The organism is Pseudonocardia broussonetiae (assembly GCF_013155125.1).
GTDB classification, from domain to species: domain Bacteria; phylum Actinomycetota; class Actinomycetes; order Mycobacteriales; family Pseudonocardiaceae; genus Pseudonocardia; species Pseudonocardia broussonetiae.
This window is the reverse complement of record NZ_CP053564.1, coordinates 4,389,417-4,404,990: the sequence shown is the minus strand read 5'-3', so window position 1 is coordinate 4,404,990 and position 15,574 is coordinate 4,389,417. Positions and strand designations below refer to the sequence as shown.

At 74.7% G+C, this 15,574-nt stretch carries 11 protein-coding genes and 1 pseudogene; 1 reads left to right on the top strand and 11 read right to left on the bottom strand.

All coding sequences use genetic code 11. The features are described from left to right. Positions 1 to 7: 7 nt before the first annotated feature. Genes HOP40_RS21575 through HOP40_RS21560 form a run of 4 tightly spaced genes read right to left on the bottom strand, consistent with a single transcriptional unit; the run spans position 8 to position 4,965 of the window. Entirely contained in the window at positions 8 to 1,585 is a 1,578-nt protein-coding gene (locus HOP40_RS21575) for an AMP-binding protein (protein ID WP_172161390.1), read from the bottom strand. Next, positions 1,582 to 2,928, bottom strand: coding sequence for an MFS transporter (locus HOP40_RS21570; RefSeq protein ID WP_172161388.1), 1,347 nt, complete (start codon positions 2,926 to 2,928; stop codon positions 1,582 to 1,584). Before HOP40_RS21570 ends, HOP40_RS21575 begins: the two co-directional genes overlap by 4 nt. A gap of 28 nt (positions 2,929 to 2,956) precedes the next feature. Beyond that, positions 2,957 to 3,775, bottom strand: a complete 819-nt coding sequence (locus tag HOP40_RS21565; RefSeq protein ID WP_205346862.1) for an enoyl-CoA hydratase/isomerase family protein — start codon at positions 3,773 to 3,775, stop codon at positions 2,957 to 2,959. Next, a complete protein-coding gene (locus HOP40_RS21560; protein ID WP_172161386.1) occupies positions 3,772 to 4,965 on the bottom strand; it encodes a thiolase family protein in 1,194 nt (397 codons plus the stop codon). The genes HOP40_RS21565 and HOP40_RS21560 overlap by 4 nt, the downstream gene beginning before the upstream one ends. Before the next feature lie 199 nt (positions 4,966 to 5,164). On the opposite strand from HOP40_RS21560, the gene HOP40_RS21555 reads away from it, so the two are divergent. Continuing rightward, a complete protein-coding gene (locus HOP40_RS21555; protein WP_172161384.1) occupies positions 5,165 to 5,836 on the top strand; it encodes a TetR/AcrR family transcriptional regulator in 672 nt (223 codons plus the stop codon). An 11-nt stretch (positions 5,837 to 5,847) separates the two neighbouring features. Here HOP40_RS21555 and HOP40_RS21550 read toward each other — a convergent pair whose 3' ends face one another. From HOP40_RS21550 to HOP40_RS36630, 7 genes and pseudogenes are all read right to left on the bottom strand, one after another. Then, positions 5,848 to 6,639 (bottom strand): crotonase/enoyl-CoA hydratase family protein, encoded by a 792-nt coding sequence (locus HOP40_RS21550; RefSeq protein ID WP_172161382.1) that lies wholly within the window; start codon positions 6,637 to 6,639, stop codon positions 5,848 to 5,850. Continuing rightward, a complete protein-coding gene (locus tag HOP40_RS21545; protein ID WP_205346861.1) occupies positions 6,629 to 7,783 on the bottom strand; it encodes an acetyl-CoA C-acyltransferase in 1,155 nt (384 codons plus the stop codon). Before HOP40_RS21545 ends, HOP40_RS21550 begins: the two co-directional genes overlap by 11 nt. Continuing rightward, positions 7,780 to 8,537, bottom strand: a pseudogene (gene fabG / locus HOP40_RS21540) (3-oxoacyl-ACP reductase FabG). The gene HOP40_RS21545 and the pseudogene fabG overlap by 4 nt, the downstream one beginning before the upstream one ends. A 55-nt stretch (positions 8,538 to 8,592) precedes the next feature. After that, positions 8,593 to 9,630: a phosphotransferase family protein gene (locus HOP40_RS21535; RefSeq protein WP_172161380.1), complete on the bottom strand. Its 1,038-nt coding sequence runs from the start codon at positions 9,628 to 9,630 to the stop codon at positions 8,593 to 8,595. Further along, positions 9,623 to 10,429 carry an SDR family oxidoreductase gene (locus tag HOP40_RS21530; RefSeq protein ID WP_172161378.1) on the bottom strand — a complete coding sequence of 269 codons (807 nt, stop codon included), beginning with the start codon at positions 10,427 to 10,429 and terminating at the stop codon, positions 9,623 to 9,625. The genes HOP40_RS21535 and HOP40_RS21530 overlap by 8 nt, the downstream gene beginning before the upstream one ends. A gap of 1 nt (position 10,430) precedes the next feature. Continuing rightward, complete coding sequence (locus HOP40_RS21525) at positions 10,431 to 11,648, bottom strand: acyl-CoA dehydrogenase family protein (protein ID WP_172161376.1); 1,218 nt, start codon at positions 11,646 to 11,648, stop codon at positions 10,431 to 10,433. 14 nt (positions 11,649 to 11,662) lie between these two features. Beyond that, a complete protein-coding gene (locus tag HOP40_RS36630; RefSeq protein ID WP_338053028.1) occupies positions 11,663 to 15,514 on the bottom strand; it encodes an aldehyde dehydrogenase family protein in 3,852 nt (1,283 codons plus the stop codon). Between the last annotated feature and the right edge of the window lie 60 nt (positions 15,515 to 15,574).

The window sequence follows — 15,574 nt, the reverse complement described above, 5'->3', positions numbered from 1 at the left end:
TGTCTCCTCAGTTGACCTGGCGTGCGTGGCCGGCCCAGTACGGGGCGCGGAGGGCCTTCTTGTCGATCTTGCCGACGGGCGTGGTCGGCAGGGCGTCGACGACCTCGACCGCCTTCGGGGCGTAGTGCGGCCCCTTGCGCCTGCGGACCAGGGCCTTCAGCTCGTCGCCCAGCGCGGCGGGGTCGACGGTCGTGCCCGGCCGGAGCGTGACCACGGCCCGCACCGCCTCGCCCCACCGCGGGTCCGGCGTGCCGATCACCGCGGCCGCCGCGAGCGCCGGGTGCTCCATGAGGACGTCCTCGACCTCGCGGGGGTACACGTTGAACCCGCCGGTGATGATCATGTCCTTGGAGCGGTCGACGAGGTAGAGGTAGCCCTGGTCGTCACGCCGGCCCATGTCGCCGGTGTAGAGCCACCCGTGCCGCAGCACCTGCGCGCTCAGGTCCGGCCGGCGCCAGTAGCCCGCCATGACACCGGGTGCGCGCACGCAGATCTCGCCGACCTCCCCGTCGGGCACGGGATGGCCGTCCGGGTCGAGGATCGCCGTGCGGACGCCGATCGCGGTGCGCCCGCAGGAGTCCAGCAGCTCCGGCCGCGCACCCGCGGGGTCGTGGTCGTCCGGCTCGAGCACGGCGATCGGCCCGCCGGCCTCCGAGCAGGCGTAGCCCTGCCGCAGCACCGGCCCGATCCGCTCCCACGCCTCGGCGATCCGCGTCCGGGACATCGGCGCGGCCCCGTAGAGCAGCGTGCGCATCGAGGACAGGTCGTGGCGGCCCGGCTGCAGCGCGTCGAGGACGGCGGAGACCATCGTGGGGACCATCAGGGCGATGTCGATGCGCTCGGCGGCCACCGTGGCCAGCCACGCCTCCGGGTCGAAGCCCCGGTGCAGCACGACGGTGCCGCCGCGCAGGAACGTCGGCAGGATCGTCAGCAGGGCGGCGTGCGTGATCGGCGACGACGCGAGGTAGCGCGCCCGGTCCGGCACGCCGTAGGAGCTCAGCCAGATCTGCGCCTGGGCCGCGCACGCCCGCTGGGTGTTGGGCACGCCCTTGGGCTCGCCCGTCGTGCCCCCGGTGAACTGCAGCCAGGCGACGTCGTCGAGGCCGGCCGGGCCGGCGTCGAGCCGGATGGACGGCATCGCGTCGGCCAGGACCAGCAGGTCCTTCCCCAGCTCCGACCCGCCGAGGCCGAGCACGTGCTCGACGCCGGGCGAGCGGGCGGCGACGGCGGCCGCGGTCTCCGCGTGGTCGGGGTGCACGACGAGCACCCGGACGTCCGCGTCCGCGCACAGCCGCACGTGGTCGTCGACCGAGCCGAGCGGGTGCAGGCCGCTGTAGCGCCCGCCCAGCAGGTAGGTCGCCGCCTGCACCATCCACGCCTCGGGCAGGTTGGGGCTCAGCGTGCCGACCCCGGTGCCCGGCCCGATCCCGTGCTCGGCCAGCACCTGCTGGATCCGGCCGGTGAGGTCCGCGGTCTGCCCGTAGGTCAGGCGCCGGTCGCCCTGGACGAACGCCTCCCGCTCGGGCCGCGCCGTCAGCGCGTCCACGATCAGCCGGCTGTAGGTGACGTCGACGGCGGCGCTCATCCGATCGCCCCTTCCGCCGCGACCGGGCGGTCCGCCGGCGCCCGGTGCGGCGACTCGGAGACGTCCGCGAGGGCGTCGCGGGCCGTCTCCCGCCACAGGAAGGCGACCGACACCGACACCGCCGCCGTGGCCATGATGAACCAGCCGGGAGCCAGGGGGTCGCCCGTGCGCTGCAGCAGGAACGTGACGATCAGCGGGGTCGTCCCGCCGAACACCGACGTCGCGACGCTGTAGCTCAGGGACAGGCCGCTGTAGCGCACGTCGGTCGGGAACAGCTCCGTCACCGCCGCGGTGATGGGCCCCGCGTAGGACCCGACCGCCGCCCCCAGCAGCACCTGCCCCACGACCAGGCCAGCCGGTCCCTGTCCCATCAGCAGGAAGAGCGGGACCACCAGGACGAGCAGCGCGACCCCCGACCAGCGCAGGAGGGGCACGCGGCCGTAGCGGTCCGACAGCTGCGAGGTCACGGCGATCATCACGACGCACGCCGCCAGCGCGGCGACGTCGACCGCCAGTGCCGTGATCAGGTCGTACCGCAGGATCTGCACCGAGTAGCTGATCAGGAACCCGAGCAGGTAGGTGCCCGAGGTGACCAGCACCGCGATGCCGACGACGCGCAGCATCGCCCGCCAGTGCACCCGCAGCGCCTGGACCAGCGGCGCCTGCTGCACGTGGGAGGACTCGGCGACCTCGCGGAAGCGGGGCGACTCCTCCAGCTTGAGCCGCAGGTAGAGACCGACCGCGCCGAGCGGCAGGGCGAGCAGGAACGGGATGCGCCAGCCCCACGACGCCAGCGCGTCGGCGGGCATGAACAGCGTCAGCAGCGTCGCGCAGACGGCGCCGGCCAGGATGCCCAGCATGAGCGTGCCCATCATCAGCCCGCCGTAGGCCCCCCGCCGGTGCGGCGGTGCGTGCTCGGCCAGGAACGAGGCGGCCCCACCCCACTCCCCGCCGACCGAGAAGCCCTGCAGCGCCCGGGCGAGCGCGAGGACGACGGGCGCGGCGATGCCGATGGACGCGTAGTTCGGCGTGAGGCCGATCATCGCGGTCGAGAGCGCCATGAGGACCATGACGACCGCCAGGACGTCGCGGCGGCCGACCCGGTCGCCGAAGTGGCCGAACACGATCGCGCCGAAGGGACGGGCGACGTAGGCGACGCCGAAGACGGCGAAGGTGGCCAGCAGCGAGGCCAGGGGGTCCTCGGCCGGGAAGAACTGCTGGGCGATGATCGTGGCGAAGACGGCGTAGACGCCGAAGTCGAACCACTCGACGAAGTTGCCGATGCAGATGGCGGCGACCGCGCGGCGACGTGCGCGCGACGGTGCCGGAACAGCGTTGTCCATGCCGAGCCCTTCTGGTGCGGACCGCAGCTCAGCGGTCGCCGAAACGGGGGGAACGCTTGGCGAAGAAGGCGGAGAGGCCCTCCTCGAAGTCGGGCGACCGCTCGTGGGCCGCGGACTGCTGCAGCTCCATCCGCAGGCCCACGGACTGCGGGACCTCCAGGCCGTCGGCCACGAGCTCCTTCATCCGGCGCAGGCCGCTGGGGCTCTTCCGGGCGATCTTCTCGACGATCCGGTCGACGGCGGCGACCAGCTCGGCGTCCGGCACGACGGCCGTGACCAGGTCCGTGTCGAGGAACTCGCGCGCCGGCCGGACGTCGCCGGTGAACAGCAGGTAGCGGGCCCGGGCGGGACCCACGCGGCGGGGCAGCCGGATGGAGCCGCCACCGCCCGGCAGCAGTCCGTAGTTGGCGTGCGCGTCACCGATGCGGGCCGACTCGGCCGCGACGACGAGGTCCGCGCAGAGCAGCAGCTCGAGCCCGCCGGCCAGCGCGAGGCCCTGCACCGCGGCGATGACCGGGAGCGGGAACTCCTCGATCCGGCACAGCACCCGGCCGGCCTCGCGCAGGAAGGCCTGGTGCCCGCCCGACTCCGCGACGAGCCGCCGCACGTGCGCCAGGTCGGCGCCGGCGCAGAACGCCGCCCCGGTGGAGGCGAGGACGACCGCCCGGACGCCCGGCGTCCGCTCCGCCCGGTCCAGCCCCGCCTCCAGTCCGGCGAGGACCTCCGGCGAGATCCCGTTCATCCGGTCCGGCCGGTCGATCCGCAGCCAGAGCGCGCTCCCCCGCTGCTCGACGACGACGGCGGGACCGTCGGTCCGCAGCTCGCCGGGATCGGTGGCGGTGCTCACGCCGTCTCCCGGCTCAGGACGGTGACCACGCAGACGCCGGGGTCGGGGTGCACGTAGCCACCGGAGTTCTCGGCGAGCGCGATCCGGGCGCCGTGGACCTGGCGCTCCCCCGCACGGCCGCGCAGCTGGGTGACGAGCTCGAAGAGCTGCGCGCATCCCGTGGCACCGACCGGGTGCCCGCGGGAGACGAGACCGCCGCTGGGGTTCACCGGCACCCGCCCGCCGATCGCCGTCGCGCCCGAGGCCAGCAGCTTCGCCCCGTCGCCGGGCGCGCACAGGCCCAGCTTCTCGTACATGATCACTTCCTTCGACGACGCCGCGTCGTGGCACTCGACGACGTCGAGGTCGGCGGGCCCGATGCCGGTGATCTCGTACGCCGCGCGCGACGCCTCCACCTCCGGGGAGAGCGCGGCGCCGCCCGGGACGCCGGACCGCAGCACCGACGCGCGCACGCGCACCGCGTCCGGACGGGCGGGCGCCGCGTCCGCGGCCTCGATCACGACCGCCGCGGCGCCGTCGGCGACCGGCGCGCACATCACGACCGTCAGCGGGTCGGCGATCACCCGGCCGGCGAGCACCTGCTCCCGGGTCAGGGCGGTGCGGTACTGGGCGTAGGGGTTCAGCGCCGCGGCCGCGGAGTTCTTGACCGCGACGTCCGCGAAGTCCTCGCGGGTGGCGCCCGAGCGCTCCATGTACTGCCGGGTCACCCAGGAGTACATGGCCATGTAGAAGGACTCGGGAGCCTCGTCGGTGCCGGTGAACTCCCGGCCGATGGCCCCCACGCGGTCGAGGTCGGTGCCCGACAGCATCGCGTCCAGCACGTCGCGGGTCGAGCTGCCGGTCAGCCGCTCCGAGCCGACGACGAGCGCCCGGTCGTACTGCCCGGAGCGGACGAGCCCGAGCGCCACGTGCAGCCCCGTCGACGACGAGGCGCACGCGTTCTCGACGTTGATGACGGGGATCGCGCCGTAGTCCGGCCCGCCCAGCGCGACCTGGCCGCGCATGGAGTGCTGGCCGCCGAGGGCGCCCTGCAGGGAGTTCGCGTGGACGACCACCCCGACGTCCGACGGCGCGAGGCCCGCGTCGGCGAGCGCGGCCGCCGCCGCCTCCCGGCCCAGGCCGCCGACGGTGGCGTCGGCGAACCTGCCGAACGGGGTCATGCCGACCCCGACGATGTTCACCTCGCGCATAGGACCCTCCCGTTAAAAACGTCCGTCCGGTCAGTCGGAAAAAACCGACTGGTCGGACAGTAGCAGCGACGTCGTGAGACCGTCAACGGCCGATCTAGCTGCTGATCCGCGACATTCTCCGACCATCTGGTCGGACAATTCTCGTCCGTCACATGTCGCCGGTACGCCATTGGTCGGCACCGGCTGCTACCCTCCGGACATGGTCGAACGACGTGCCACGCGCACCGCGAAGCCCAAGGAGTTCCCCGCCGGGGGGAAGGGCGACCGGCGACGGCGCGAGATCCTGGACGCCGCCGCGAAGGTGATCAACAAGGTCGGCTACGCGAACGCCTCGCTGGAGGACATCGCCGCGGCCAACAAGATCAGCAAGTCGGCGCTCTACCACTACTTCCGCAGCCGCGACGAGATCCTCTTCGCGATGCACGAGGTGCTGACCAACGACTTCCTCGACCACGCCGCAATGGTGCGCGAGTCAGGCGGGTCGGCCACGGAGATGCTGCGGGCCGCGATCAGCAAGATGGTGCTGGCCAACGAGTCCATCCCGGGCTACGTCCAGGCCTTCTTCGAGCACTACCACGACCTGTCCCCCGCGTACCGGCGCACGGCGCACGCCCGCAGCGTCGAGTACACCCGGTTCGTCGAGTCCATCCTGGAGAAGGGCATCGCCGACGGGGAGTTCCGGCCGATGCCGGTGCACGCGACGACGCTGGCGATCTTCGGCATGTGCAACTGGGTCAACAAGTGGTTCCGCCCGAGCGGCGAGCTGACGGGGGCCGCGATCGCCGAGATCTGGACCGACCTCGTCCTGGGCGGCCTGCAGCTGGGCGGGACGACGGCGCCGGCCGGCCCGTCAGACGGCGCCGGTGCCTGACGGCGCGGCCGTCACCGCCCCGTCCACACCGGCGCCCTGCGCTCCGCGAACGCCCGGGCTCCCTCCTGGGCGTCCTGCGAGGCGATGATCGGGTCCGCGATCTCCTGCTGCCGTGACCAGCCGTCGGACAGGCCCCAGTCGGCGGCGCCGCTCAGGACGGCCTTGGACCCGTTCACGGCGAGAGGCGCGCCGCGGACGATCGTCGCCGCGAGGTCGAGCGCGACCGGGAGCGCCCGGCCGGGCGCGACCAGGCGGTTGAGCAGACCCACCTCGTGGAGCCGGCGGGCGCTCACGGGCTCGCCGGTCAGCGCGATCTCGGCAGCGACGTGGTACGGGATCCGCTGGGCGAGCCGCAGCAGGCCGCCGCCGGCCGCCACCAGGCCCCGCCGCACCTCCGGCAGCCCGAGCCGCGCGTCCTCGGCGGCGACGATGAGGTCGCACGCCAGCGCCATCTCCAGCCCGCCGGCCAGGGCGTAGCCCTCGACCGCGGCGACGACCGGCTTGCGCGGGGGCGACTGGGCGAACCCGCCGAAGCCCCGCTGCCCGACGAACGGCAGGTCGCCCTCCGCGAAGGCCCGCAGGTCCATCCCCGCGCTGAAGCCGCCCCCGGCGCCGGTGAGCACGGCCGCACCGAGGGCCGGGTCCGCGTCGAGGCGGTCGAAGGCGGCGGCCAGCGCGCGGGCCGTCGCGCCGTCGACGGCGTTGCGGACCCGCGGACGGTCGATCGTCACCACGAGGACGCGGCCGTCGACCCGGAGGCGGACGCCCTCCTCGCCGCCGGGCACGCACGGGTCAGCGGACATCGAACAACCCGGCCGCACCCATGCCGCCACCGACGCACATGGTGACGACGACGTACCGGACGCCGCGCCGCCGTCCCTCGATCAGCGCGTGGGCGACCATCCGGGCGCCCGACATCCCGTACGGGTGCCCCATCGCGATCGCCCCGCCGTCGACGTTGAGCAGGTCGGGGTCGATGCCCAGCCGGTCCCGGCAGTGGACGGCCTGCGACGCGAAGGCCTCGTTGAGCTCCCACAGCCCGATGTCGTCGACGCCGAGCCCGTGCCGCTCGAGCAGCCGCGGGACCGCGACGACGGGGCCGACCCCCATCTCGGCGGGCGCGCAGCCCGCGACGGCCAGCCCGAGGTAGCTGCCGAGGGGCTCGAGACCGCGCCGCTGCGCCTCCCCCGCCTCCATGAGGACCGACGCCGACGCGCCGTCCGAGAGCTGGGACGCGTTGCCGGCGGTCACCGTCGCGCCGGGACGCGAGGCCCGCCGCACCGGCTCGAGGCCGGCCAGGGCCTCGAGCGTGGTCGAGGGCCGGTTGCCCTCGTCGCGGGTCAGGCGGACCGTCGTCATCGGCACGATCTCGTCGTCGAACCGGCCGGCCTCCTGGGCCGCCGCGGTGCGCTGCTGCGAGAGCAGCGCGAACGCGTCCTGGCGCTCCCGGTCGACGTCGTACCGCTCGGCCACGACCTCGGCGGTGTCGAGCATCGGCAGGTAGAGGTCCGGGACGCGGTCGCGGAGCCACGGGTCCTGCGCCCGGTGGGTGTTCTGGTGCTCGTTCTGCACCAGCGAGACGGACTCGACGCCACCGCCGATCACGACCTGCATCCCGTCGACGACGATCTGCTTGGCCGCCGTCGCGATCGCCATGAGGCCGGACGCGCACTGGCGGTCGACGGACATCCCGGCGACCGAGTCGGGCAGGCCGGCGCGGAGGGCGGCCTGCCGGGCCACGTTGAACCCCGTGCTCCCCTGCTGCAGCGCGGCGCCGAGCACCACGTCCTCGATCTCGCGACCGTCCAGCCCTGCGCGGGCGACGGCGTGCCCGACGACGTGCCCCGCCAGATCCTGGGCCGAGGTGTCGTGGAAGGCACCGCGGTGGGCCCTGCCGATCGGGGTCCGGGCCGTCGACACGACCACGGCCCGGCGCGCGGTGCTCACGTCCGCTCCCCGCCCGCGACGTACAGCACCTGTCCCGAGACGAAGCCCGCGTCGGGGCGCACGAAGAACTCCGCGGCGGCGGCCACGTCCTCCGGCGTGCCGGCCCGGCCGACGGGGATCTGCGCGACGAGCGCGGCCCGGAACTCCTCGAAGTCGAGCTGCAGCCGGTCCGCGGTCGCCCTGGTCATGTCGGTCTCGATGAACCCGGGTGCGATCGCGTTGGCGGTGATGCCGAACCTGCCGAGCTCCACGGCCAGCGTCCGGGTGAGGCCCTGCAGCCCGCCTTGGCCGCCGAGTAGTTGGCCTGGCCGCGGTTGCCCAGCGCCGACACGCTCGACAGGGTCACGATGCGGCCGAAGCCCGCGCTGACCATGTGCCCCTGCACCGCCCGGCACAGGAGGAAGGCCCCGCGCAGGTGCACGCCCATGACGTCGTCCCAGTCGCTCGTCGTCATCCGGAACAGCAGGTTGTCGCGCAGGATGCCGGCGTTGTTGACCAGGACCGTCGGCGCGCCGAGCTGCTCGGTGACCGAGGCGACGGCGGCCTCGACGGCGCGTTCGTCCGCCACGTCGGCCGCCACGGCGACCGCGGTGCCGCCGTCGGCCCGGATCTTCTCGACGACCTCGGCGCAGCGGTCGGCGTCGAGGTCCAGGACCGCCACGGCGTGGCCTGTGGCGGCGAGGCGGACGGCCACGGCGGCCCCGATGCCCCTCGCCGCGCCGGTGACGATCGCAGTGCGCTCGGTCGGTGTCACGTGCTGACTCCTCACAACGAGCCGGCCCGTGCCGGCGGGTGGATGGTGGTCCGGGCTAGAGGCCGGCGGTGTCCGCCACGGCGTGCGCCCGGTCGACGAGCCGGGCGATGCCCGCCCCCGTCGGCGTTCCTTCGGAGGCCCTGTTGCGCGGGTCGTCCTGCGCGCGGCGCAGCACGCCCTGCGCGATGACCGCCAGCTTCCAGAGGCCCAGCGCGTGCCAGTACCCGATCGCGGACGTGTCGCGCCCGCTCGCCCCGGCGTACTCCTCGACCAGCACCGTGCGCGACGGGAAGCCGGGCAGCGTCGACGGGACGAAGTCGTCGAGCCCCTCCTCCCCCGGCTCGACCCAGTAGGCCAGGAGCGAGCCGAGGTCGGCCAGCGGGTGCCCGAGCGTGCTCAGCTCCCAGTCGAGGACGGCGACGACCTCTCCCGAGCCCGGCGCGACGATCATGTTGCGGAGGTGGAAGTCGCCGTGCACGAGCGTGGTCTCGTGCTGCTCGGGAGCGGCCCCGGTCAGCCGCCGGGTCAGCGCGTCGAGCGCCGGCAGGTCCGCGGTCCGCGACCGTTCCCACTGCGCCGACCAGCGCCGGAGCTGCCGCGCCGCGTACGGCGTGCGGCCGGCCAGGCCGGCGAGCCCCGCGGCGTCGAGGTCGACGCGGTGCACCGCGGCCAGGGTGCGCGCCAGGGACAGCGCGACCGACCGCCGGTACCCGGGGGCCAGCTCCTCGGCCAGGGGCATCCGGTCCACGACCGCCCCGTCGACCCACGACATGACGAACGCCGGTGCGTCGTCGTCGCCCACCTCGCCCGGCTCCACGACCCCGTGCACCACCGGCACGGGGACGTCCGTGTCCCGCAGTGCGGTGAGGATCCGCGCCTCGCGCAGCACGTCGTGGGCCGAGTCGAGCAGCCGGCCCAGCGGCGGCCGGCGCAGCACCCAGACCTGGCCGCGCTCGTCGGCGACCCGGTAGGTGAGGTTCGACTGGCCGAGCCCGACCCGCCGCAGGCTCAGCCCGCCCGCCGGTGCGTGCCCGTGGCGGGTCAACCACCGACGCACCGCGGCCCCGTCCACCCCGGGCGTGTGGTCAGCCAACGCGGGCCTCCTCGGCGGGCACGCGGGTGGAGGCGTCGCCGAGCAGTGCGCCGCCGTCGACCACCAGGGTCTGTCCCGTGATCCACGACGCGGCGTCGGAGGCGAGGAACGCGACCGCCTCGGCGACGTCGTGCGGCTCGCCGATCCGGCCCAGCGGGATGCTCGCGCGGAGCGACTGCTCGTGCTCGGTCCACAGCAGCTCGGCGAGCCGGGTCCGGACGACCCCCGGCGCGACCGCGTTGACGCGGACCCGGGGAGCCAGCTCGAACGCCTGCTGGCGGGTGAGGTGGATCAGCGCGGCCTTCGTGGCGTTGTAGATCCCCAGGTCGGGCTCGACGGTGAGCCCGCCGATCGACGCCGTGTGGACCACCGCTCCGCCGTGCGCGCCCATCCACGCCTGCGCCACCAGCGCGGTCCAGGCGAGCGGCGCCCACACGTTGACGTCGAACGTCTTGGCGAACCGGGCGTGGTCCTGCCCCGCCAGGGGGCCGTGGGCCGGGTTCGTCCCGGCGTTGTTGACCAGGACGTCGATGCTGCCGAACCGCTCCAGCGCCTGCTCGACGCACCTGCGGGCCGCGCCCTCGTCGGTCGCGTGCGCGCCGATGCCGACCGCCTCGCCCCACCCGGGCTGCGCCGCCGCGTTCAGCCGGCCGGCGGCGTCCCGTGCCGACTCCTCGCGGCGCGCGGTGAGGACCACGTCCGCACCGCGGGCGCGGAGCGCGGCGGCCGCCGCCAGCCCGATGCCCCGGGAGGCGCCGGTGACGATCGCCGTCCGTCCGCGCAGCTCCGGCTCGGCCACGTCAGCCCGTCCCGGCATACTTGCGCAGCTCGTGGCGCGCGATCGTGCGCTTGTGCACCTCGTCCGGTCCGTCGGCGAGGCGCAGCGTGCGCAGGTGCGCCCAGAAGCCGGCCAGCGGGAGGTCGTCGGTGACGCCGGCCGCCCCGTGCACCTGGATCGCCCGGTCGACGACCCGCAGTGCCATCGCCGGGGCGTCGACCTTGATCGCCGCGATCTCTGTGCGCGCCGCCCGGTTGCCGACCTCGTCCATCATCCAGGCCGCCTTGAGGGTGAGCAGCCGGCTCTTCTCGATGTCGATCCGCGACTCGGCGATCCAGTCCTGGATGTTCGCGCGCTCGGAGAGGGGCGCACCGAACGTCGAGCGGGACAGGGCGCGACGGCACAGGAGCTCGAGCGCGCGCTCGGCCATGCCGATCGTCCGCATGCAGTGGTGGATGCGGCCGGGCCCGAGGCGGGCCTGGCCGATGGCGAAGCCCTCGCCCTCACCCGCGAGCACGTCGCCGGCCGGCACGCGGACGTCCTCGAAGAGGATCTCGCCGTGGCCCTCCCGGTCCTGGTAGCCGAACACCGGGAGACCCCGCACGAGCGTGACGCCCGGCGCGTCGATCGGCACGACCACCATCGACTGCTGGCGGTGCGGCACCGCGTCGGGATCGGTCTTGCCCATGACGACGAGCACCCGGCAGTGCGGGTGCAGCGCGTTCGAGGCGAACCACTTGCGGCCGTTCAGCACGTACCCGTCGCCGTCGCGCCGGATCCGCAGCGCGATGTTGGTGGCGTCGGAGCTGGCGACCTCCGGTTCGGTCATGGCGAACGCCGAGCGGATCGTGCCGGCCAGCAGCGGTTCCAGGTACTTCTCGTGGTGCTCGGCGGTGCCGAAGAGCGTCAGCACCTCCATGTTCCCCGTGTCCGGCGCGGAGCAGTTCATGGACTCCGGCGCCAGGTGCGGGCTGCGGCCCATGACCTCGCACATCGGCGCGTACTCGGAGTTCGTCAGCCCCGGGCCCCACTGCGGGTGGGGGTGGAAGAGGTTCCACAGGCCCCGGCGCCGCGCCTCGGCCTTGAGCTCCTCGAGCACCGGCGGGTGGTGGTGCGGGTCGCCCGACGCCCGCATCTGCTCCTCGTACACGGGCTCCGCGGGGTAGATCCGCGCGTCCATGAAGTCGAGCAGCTCCTCGTGCAACCGCTTGGCGCGGTCGGACACCTCGAACAGCGACATGACGCCCTCTCGTCTCAGGCGAAGCCGAGGATCGACTTCGTCTCCAGGTACTCCGCGAACCCGGCAGCCCCGAACTCGCGGCCGTTGCCCGACCTCCGGTAGCCGCCGTACGGCGCGCTGAAGTCGGTGTCCGCGCCGTTGACGTGGACCTCGCCGCTGCGGATGCGGCGGGCCACCGCGCGCGCCCGGCCGGGCTCCCCCGACACCCACGCGGACAGGCCGTACTCGGAGTCGTCGGCGATCCGGACGGCGTCGTCCTCGTCCTCGTAGCCGATGAGGACGAGCACCGGGCCGAAGACCTCCTCGCGGGCGATCGACATGGCGTTGTCGACGTGGGAGAAGACGGTCGGGCGCACGTAGAACCCGGCGTCGAGCCCCTCGGGCCGCCCGGGCCCGCCCGCGACCAGCCGGGCGCCCTCGGCCACGCCGCGCTCGATGCAGCCGGTCACCTTCGCCAGCTGCGCGGCGGAGGCGAGCGGGCCCATCGTCGTCCCCGGCGCGTCGGGGTGCCCCACGACGACCGCCGCGGCGGCCGCGGCGGCCAGCTCCGCCGCCTCGTCCATGCGCGCGGCCGGCACGAGCAGCCGGGACGGCGCGTTGCAGGACTGGCCGGTGTTCGTGCACAGCACGCCGACGTCCCGGGTGACGACCGCGGCCAGGTCTGCGTCGTCGAGGACGATGTTGGCCGACTTGCCGCCGAGCTCCTGCGTGACCCGCTTGACCGTCGGGGCCGCGGTGCGCGCGACCTCGATCCCCGCCGCGGTCGAGCCGGTGAACGAGACCATGTCCACGTCCGGGTGCGCGGCGAGCGCCGCGCCGACGGTCGGCCCGTCGCCGTTCACCAGGTTGAACACGCCGGGGGGCACCCCGGCCTCGTCGAGCACCTCGGCCAGCAGCACGGCGTTGAGCGGCGCGACCTCCGACGGCTTGAGCACCACGGTGCAGCCGGTGGCCAGCGCGGCGGACACCTTCGGCACGATCTGGTGGATCGGCCAGTTCCACGGCGTGATGAGCGCGCAGACGCCGATCGGCTCGTGCACGACCAGCGTGCTGCCCTGGCGGCGCTCGAAGTCGAACTCCGCCAGCACCTTCCGCGCCGTCTCGAGGTGGATGCCCCCCACCGCGGCCTGGACGTCGACGGCCAGCGGGCGCGGCGCCCCGATCTCGCGGCTGATCATCTCCCCGATCTCCCGGGCGCGCTCCGCGTAGACGTCGCCGACGCGTTCCAGCACCCGGAGGCGGTCCTCCACGCTGCTGCGCGACCACGACGCGAACGCTGTCCGGGCCGCGGCGACCGCGGCGTCGACGTCGGCGGCCTCGCCGAGCGCGACCGCCGCGATCTCCTGCTCGGTGGCGGGGTCGACGACCGGCAGCGTCCGCGTGCCGGTCGGGTCGACCCAGCGGCCTCCGATGTAGAACTGTCGCGCGTGCTCCACGGGTGCTCCTCGGTCGTGCGGACGGGTGTCGAGGCACTCGTGCAGCGCCCCGGCCATGCGGTCGCGGATCCGGTCCCCCGAGCGGAGGTCGACGATCGGCAGTGACGCGTGGACGTGGCCGCGGGCCTCGATCGTGGTGGTGGGGACCCCCGCGGCGGCCAGTGCGTCCGCGTGCGCGGCGCCCCGCTCCCGCACCGGGTCCAGCTCCGCGAGGACGACGACGGCCGGCGGCAGGCCGGCGAGGTCGGGAGCGTCACCGAGCGGCGCGGCGTCGGGGTTCACCAGCAGCTGGGCCGCCGGGGCCGCCCGGTGGCCGCGCAGGGCGTGGGCGACACGGGCCGCGAGCGCCGCCCCGGCGCTCCAGCCGGCGACGGCGACCTGCCCGGGGACCCCGCCGAGCTCGACGGCGTGCTCGGTCGCCCACCGCACGGCGGCACAGCCGTCCGCCACCGTGCCGGCGACCGAGAGCACGACCGCGTCCACGCGGCGGGCGAGGTCGTGGCAGAACGCGTCCGCGCCCGGGAGCGACCACCCGTCGCCCACCAGGTGGACGACGACCGGGCGCGGCCCGGACGGGTCCGGCCGGTAGAGGCGGTACGGGGTGCCGGGCGGGAGCACGCCGTCGCGCACGTCGACCCGGGGCCCGCGCCGCCTCCCGCGGACGGCGGCCGCGAGCGCGGCGCGCGCGTCGTCGGCCCCGAGCAGCGGCAGTGCGGCCAGGTCCGGGGCGCCCGACTCGGCCAGCTCGCGCAGCAGGGCCGCCACGTCGGGCTGCAGGCGGTTGACGACGCCGTCGTGGCGCTGCTCCCCCGCGGGTCCGGTCAACCGGAACCCGAGGTAGCCGCGGTCGCGCACGGTGTCGCAGGTCTGCTTGTAGACCCCGACGCCGCCGACGTAGGGCATGAACACCCGCGCCTTGCCGGGCACGTTCGCGCCGAGGTACCAGGAGTCGGCGGCGGGGAACAGCGTCAGGGCGGCGCAGTCGTTCACGTGCCGCACCCAGCCCTCCTCGGCGGTGCGGGTCGGGTCGATCGTCGCGAAGCCCGCTTCCCGCAGGTCCGCGAGGCACCGGGCGACCCACGTGACGTGCTGCTCGATGGCCACCAGCATGTTCGACAGCACCGAGGGGCTGCCCGGTCCGGTGATCATGAACAGGTTCGGGAAGCCGGCCGACATGAGTCCGAGGTAGGTCTCGGGCCCGCCCGCCCACTTGTCGCGCAGCGTCGCACCGCCGCGGCCGGTGATGTCGACGGCGAGCAACGCGCCGGTCAGGGCGTCGTAGCCGGTGGCGAGGACGATGGTGTCGAGCTCGACCACGCCCTCTACCGTCTCGACGCCCCGCTCGACGACCCGCGTCATCGGGTTCGTGCGCAGGTCGACGAGGCGGACGTGCGGGAGGTTGAACGTCTCGTAGTAGCCGGTGTCGAGGCAGGGCCGCTTCGCCATGAACGGGTAGCCCTCGGGGCACAGGGCCGCCGCCGTCGCCGGGTCCTGCACCGTCGACCGGATCTTCTCGCGCAGGAAGTCGGCGAGGACGTCGTTCGCGGCCCGGTCGGTGAGGTGGTCGGTGACGACCTCGTTGAGGGCCGCGATCTCCCCCGCCTGCCAGGCGGCCTCGCAGCGCTCCCGCCGCTGCTCGGGGGTGAGGTCCTCGGCCCGGTCCGTCGGGACCCGCAGCGGCACCCCGCCGGAGGACAGCTGCGCCGCCCGCCGGTACGCCGCCCGGTCCTCGGCGAGCATCCGGACGCGGTGCGCCGGCGGCGCGCCGTTGCGCGCCGGCACGGAGAACGCCGGCGTGCGCTGGAACACCGTCAGCTCCGCGGCCTCTCGGGCCAGTTCCGGGACCACCTGGACCCCCGACGAGCCGGTGCCGATCACCCCGACCCGTCGCCCGCGCACGTCGAGCCCGTCCTCGGGCCAGTCGACGGTGGACACGACCTCGCCCGCGAAGCGGTCCAGCCCGGCGATGTCGATGTGCTTGGGCACCGACAGCGCACCGGTGGCCATGACGACGTGCCGGGCGACGAGGAGGTCGCCGGCCCCGGTCTCGACGCGCCAGACCGAGGCGGCCTCGTCCCAGCACGCCCGGACGACGGGGGTGCCGAACCGGATGTCGCGCCGCAGGTCGTGCCGCTCGGCCACGTGCCGCAGGTAGCGCAGGATCTCGGGCTGGGTCGCGTACTTCTCCGACCACTGCCACTCGGCCTCGAGCTCGGGGTCCCAGCTGTAGGCGTAGTCGGTGGTCGGGATGTCGCACCGCAGACCCGGGTACCGGTTGCGGTACCAGGTGCCGCCGACGTCCTCGCCCGCCTCCAGGCCCAGCACCGTGAACCCGAGCTGGCGCAGCCGGGCGAGCGCGAAGAGCCCCGCGGGACCCGCGCCGACGACGATCACCTCGACGTCGGGGGACAGCCGCTCCGCTGTGTCCACGGACCGTTCCTGCACCATCGGGCAACTCCTCGGGGATGGCGGTGGGGGCGTGCCGGCGGA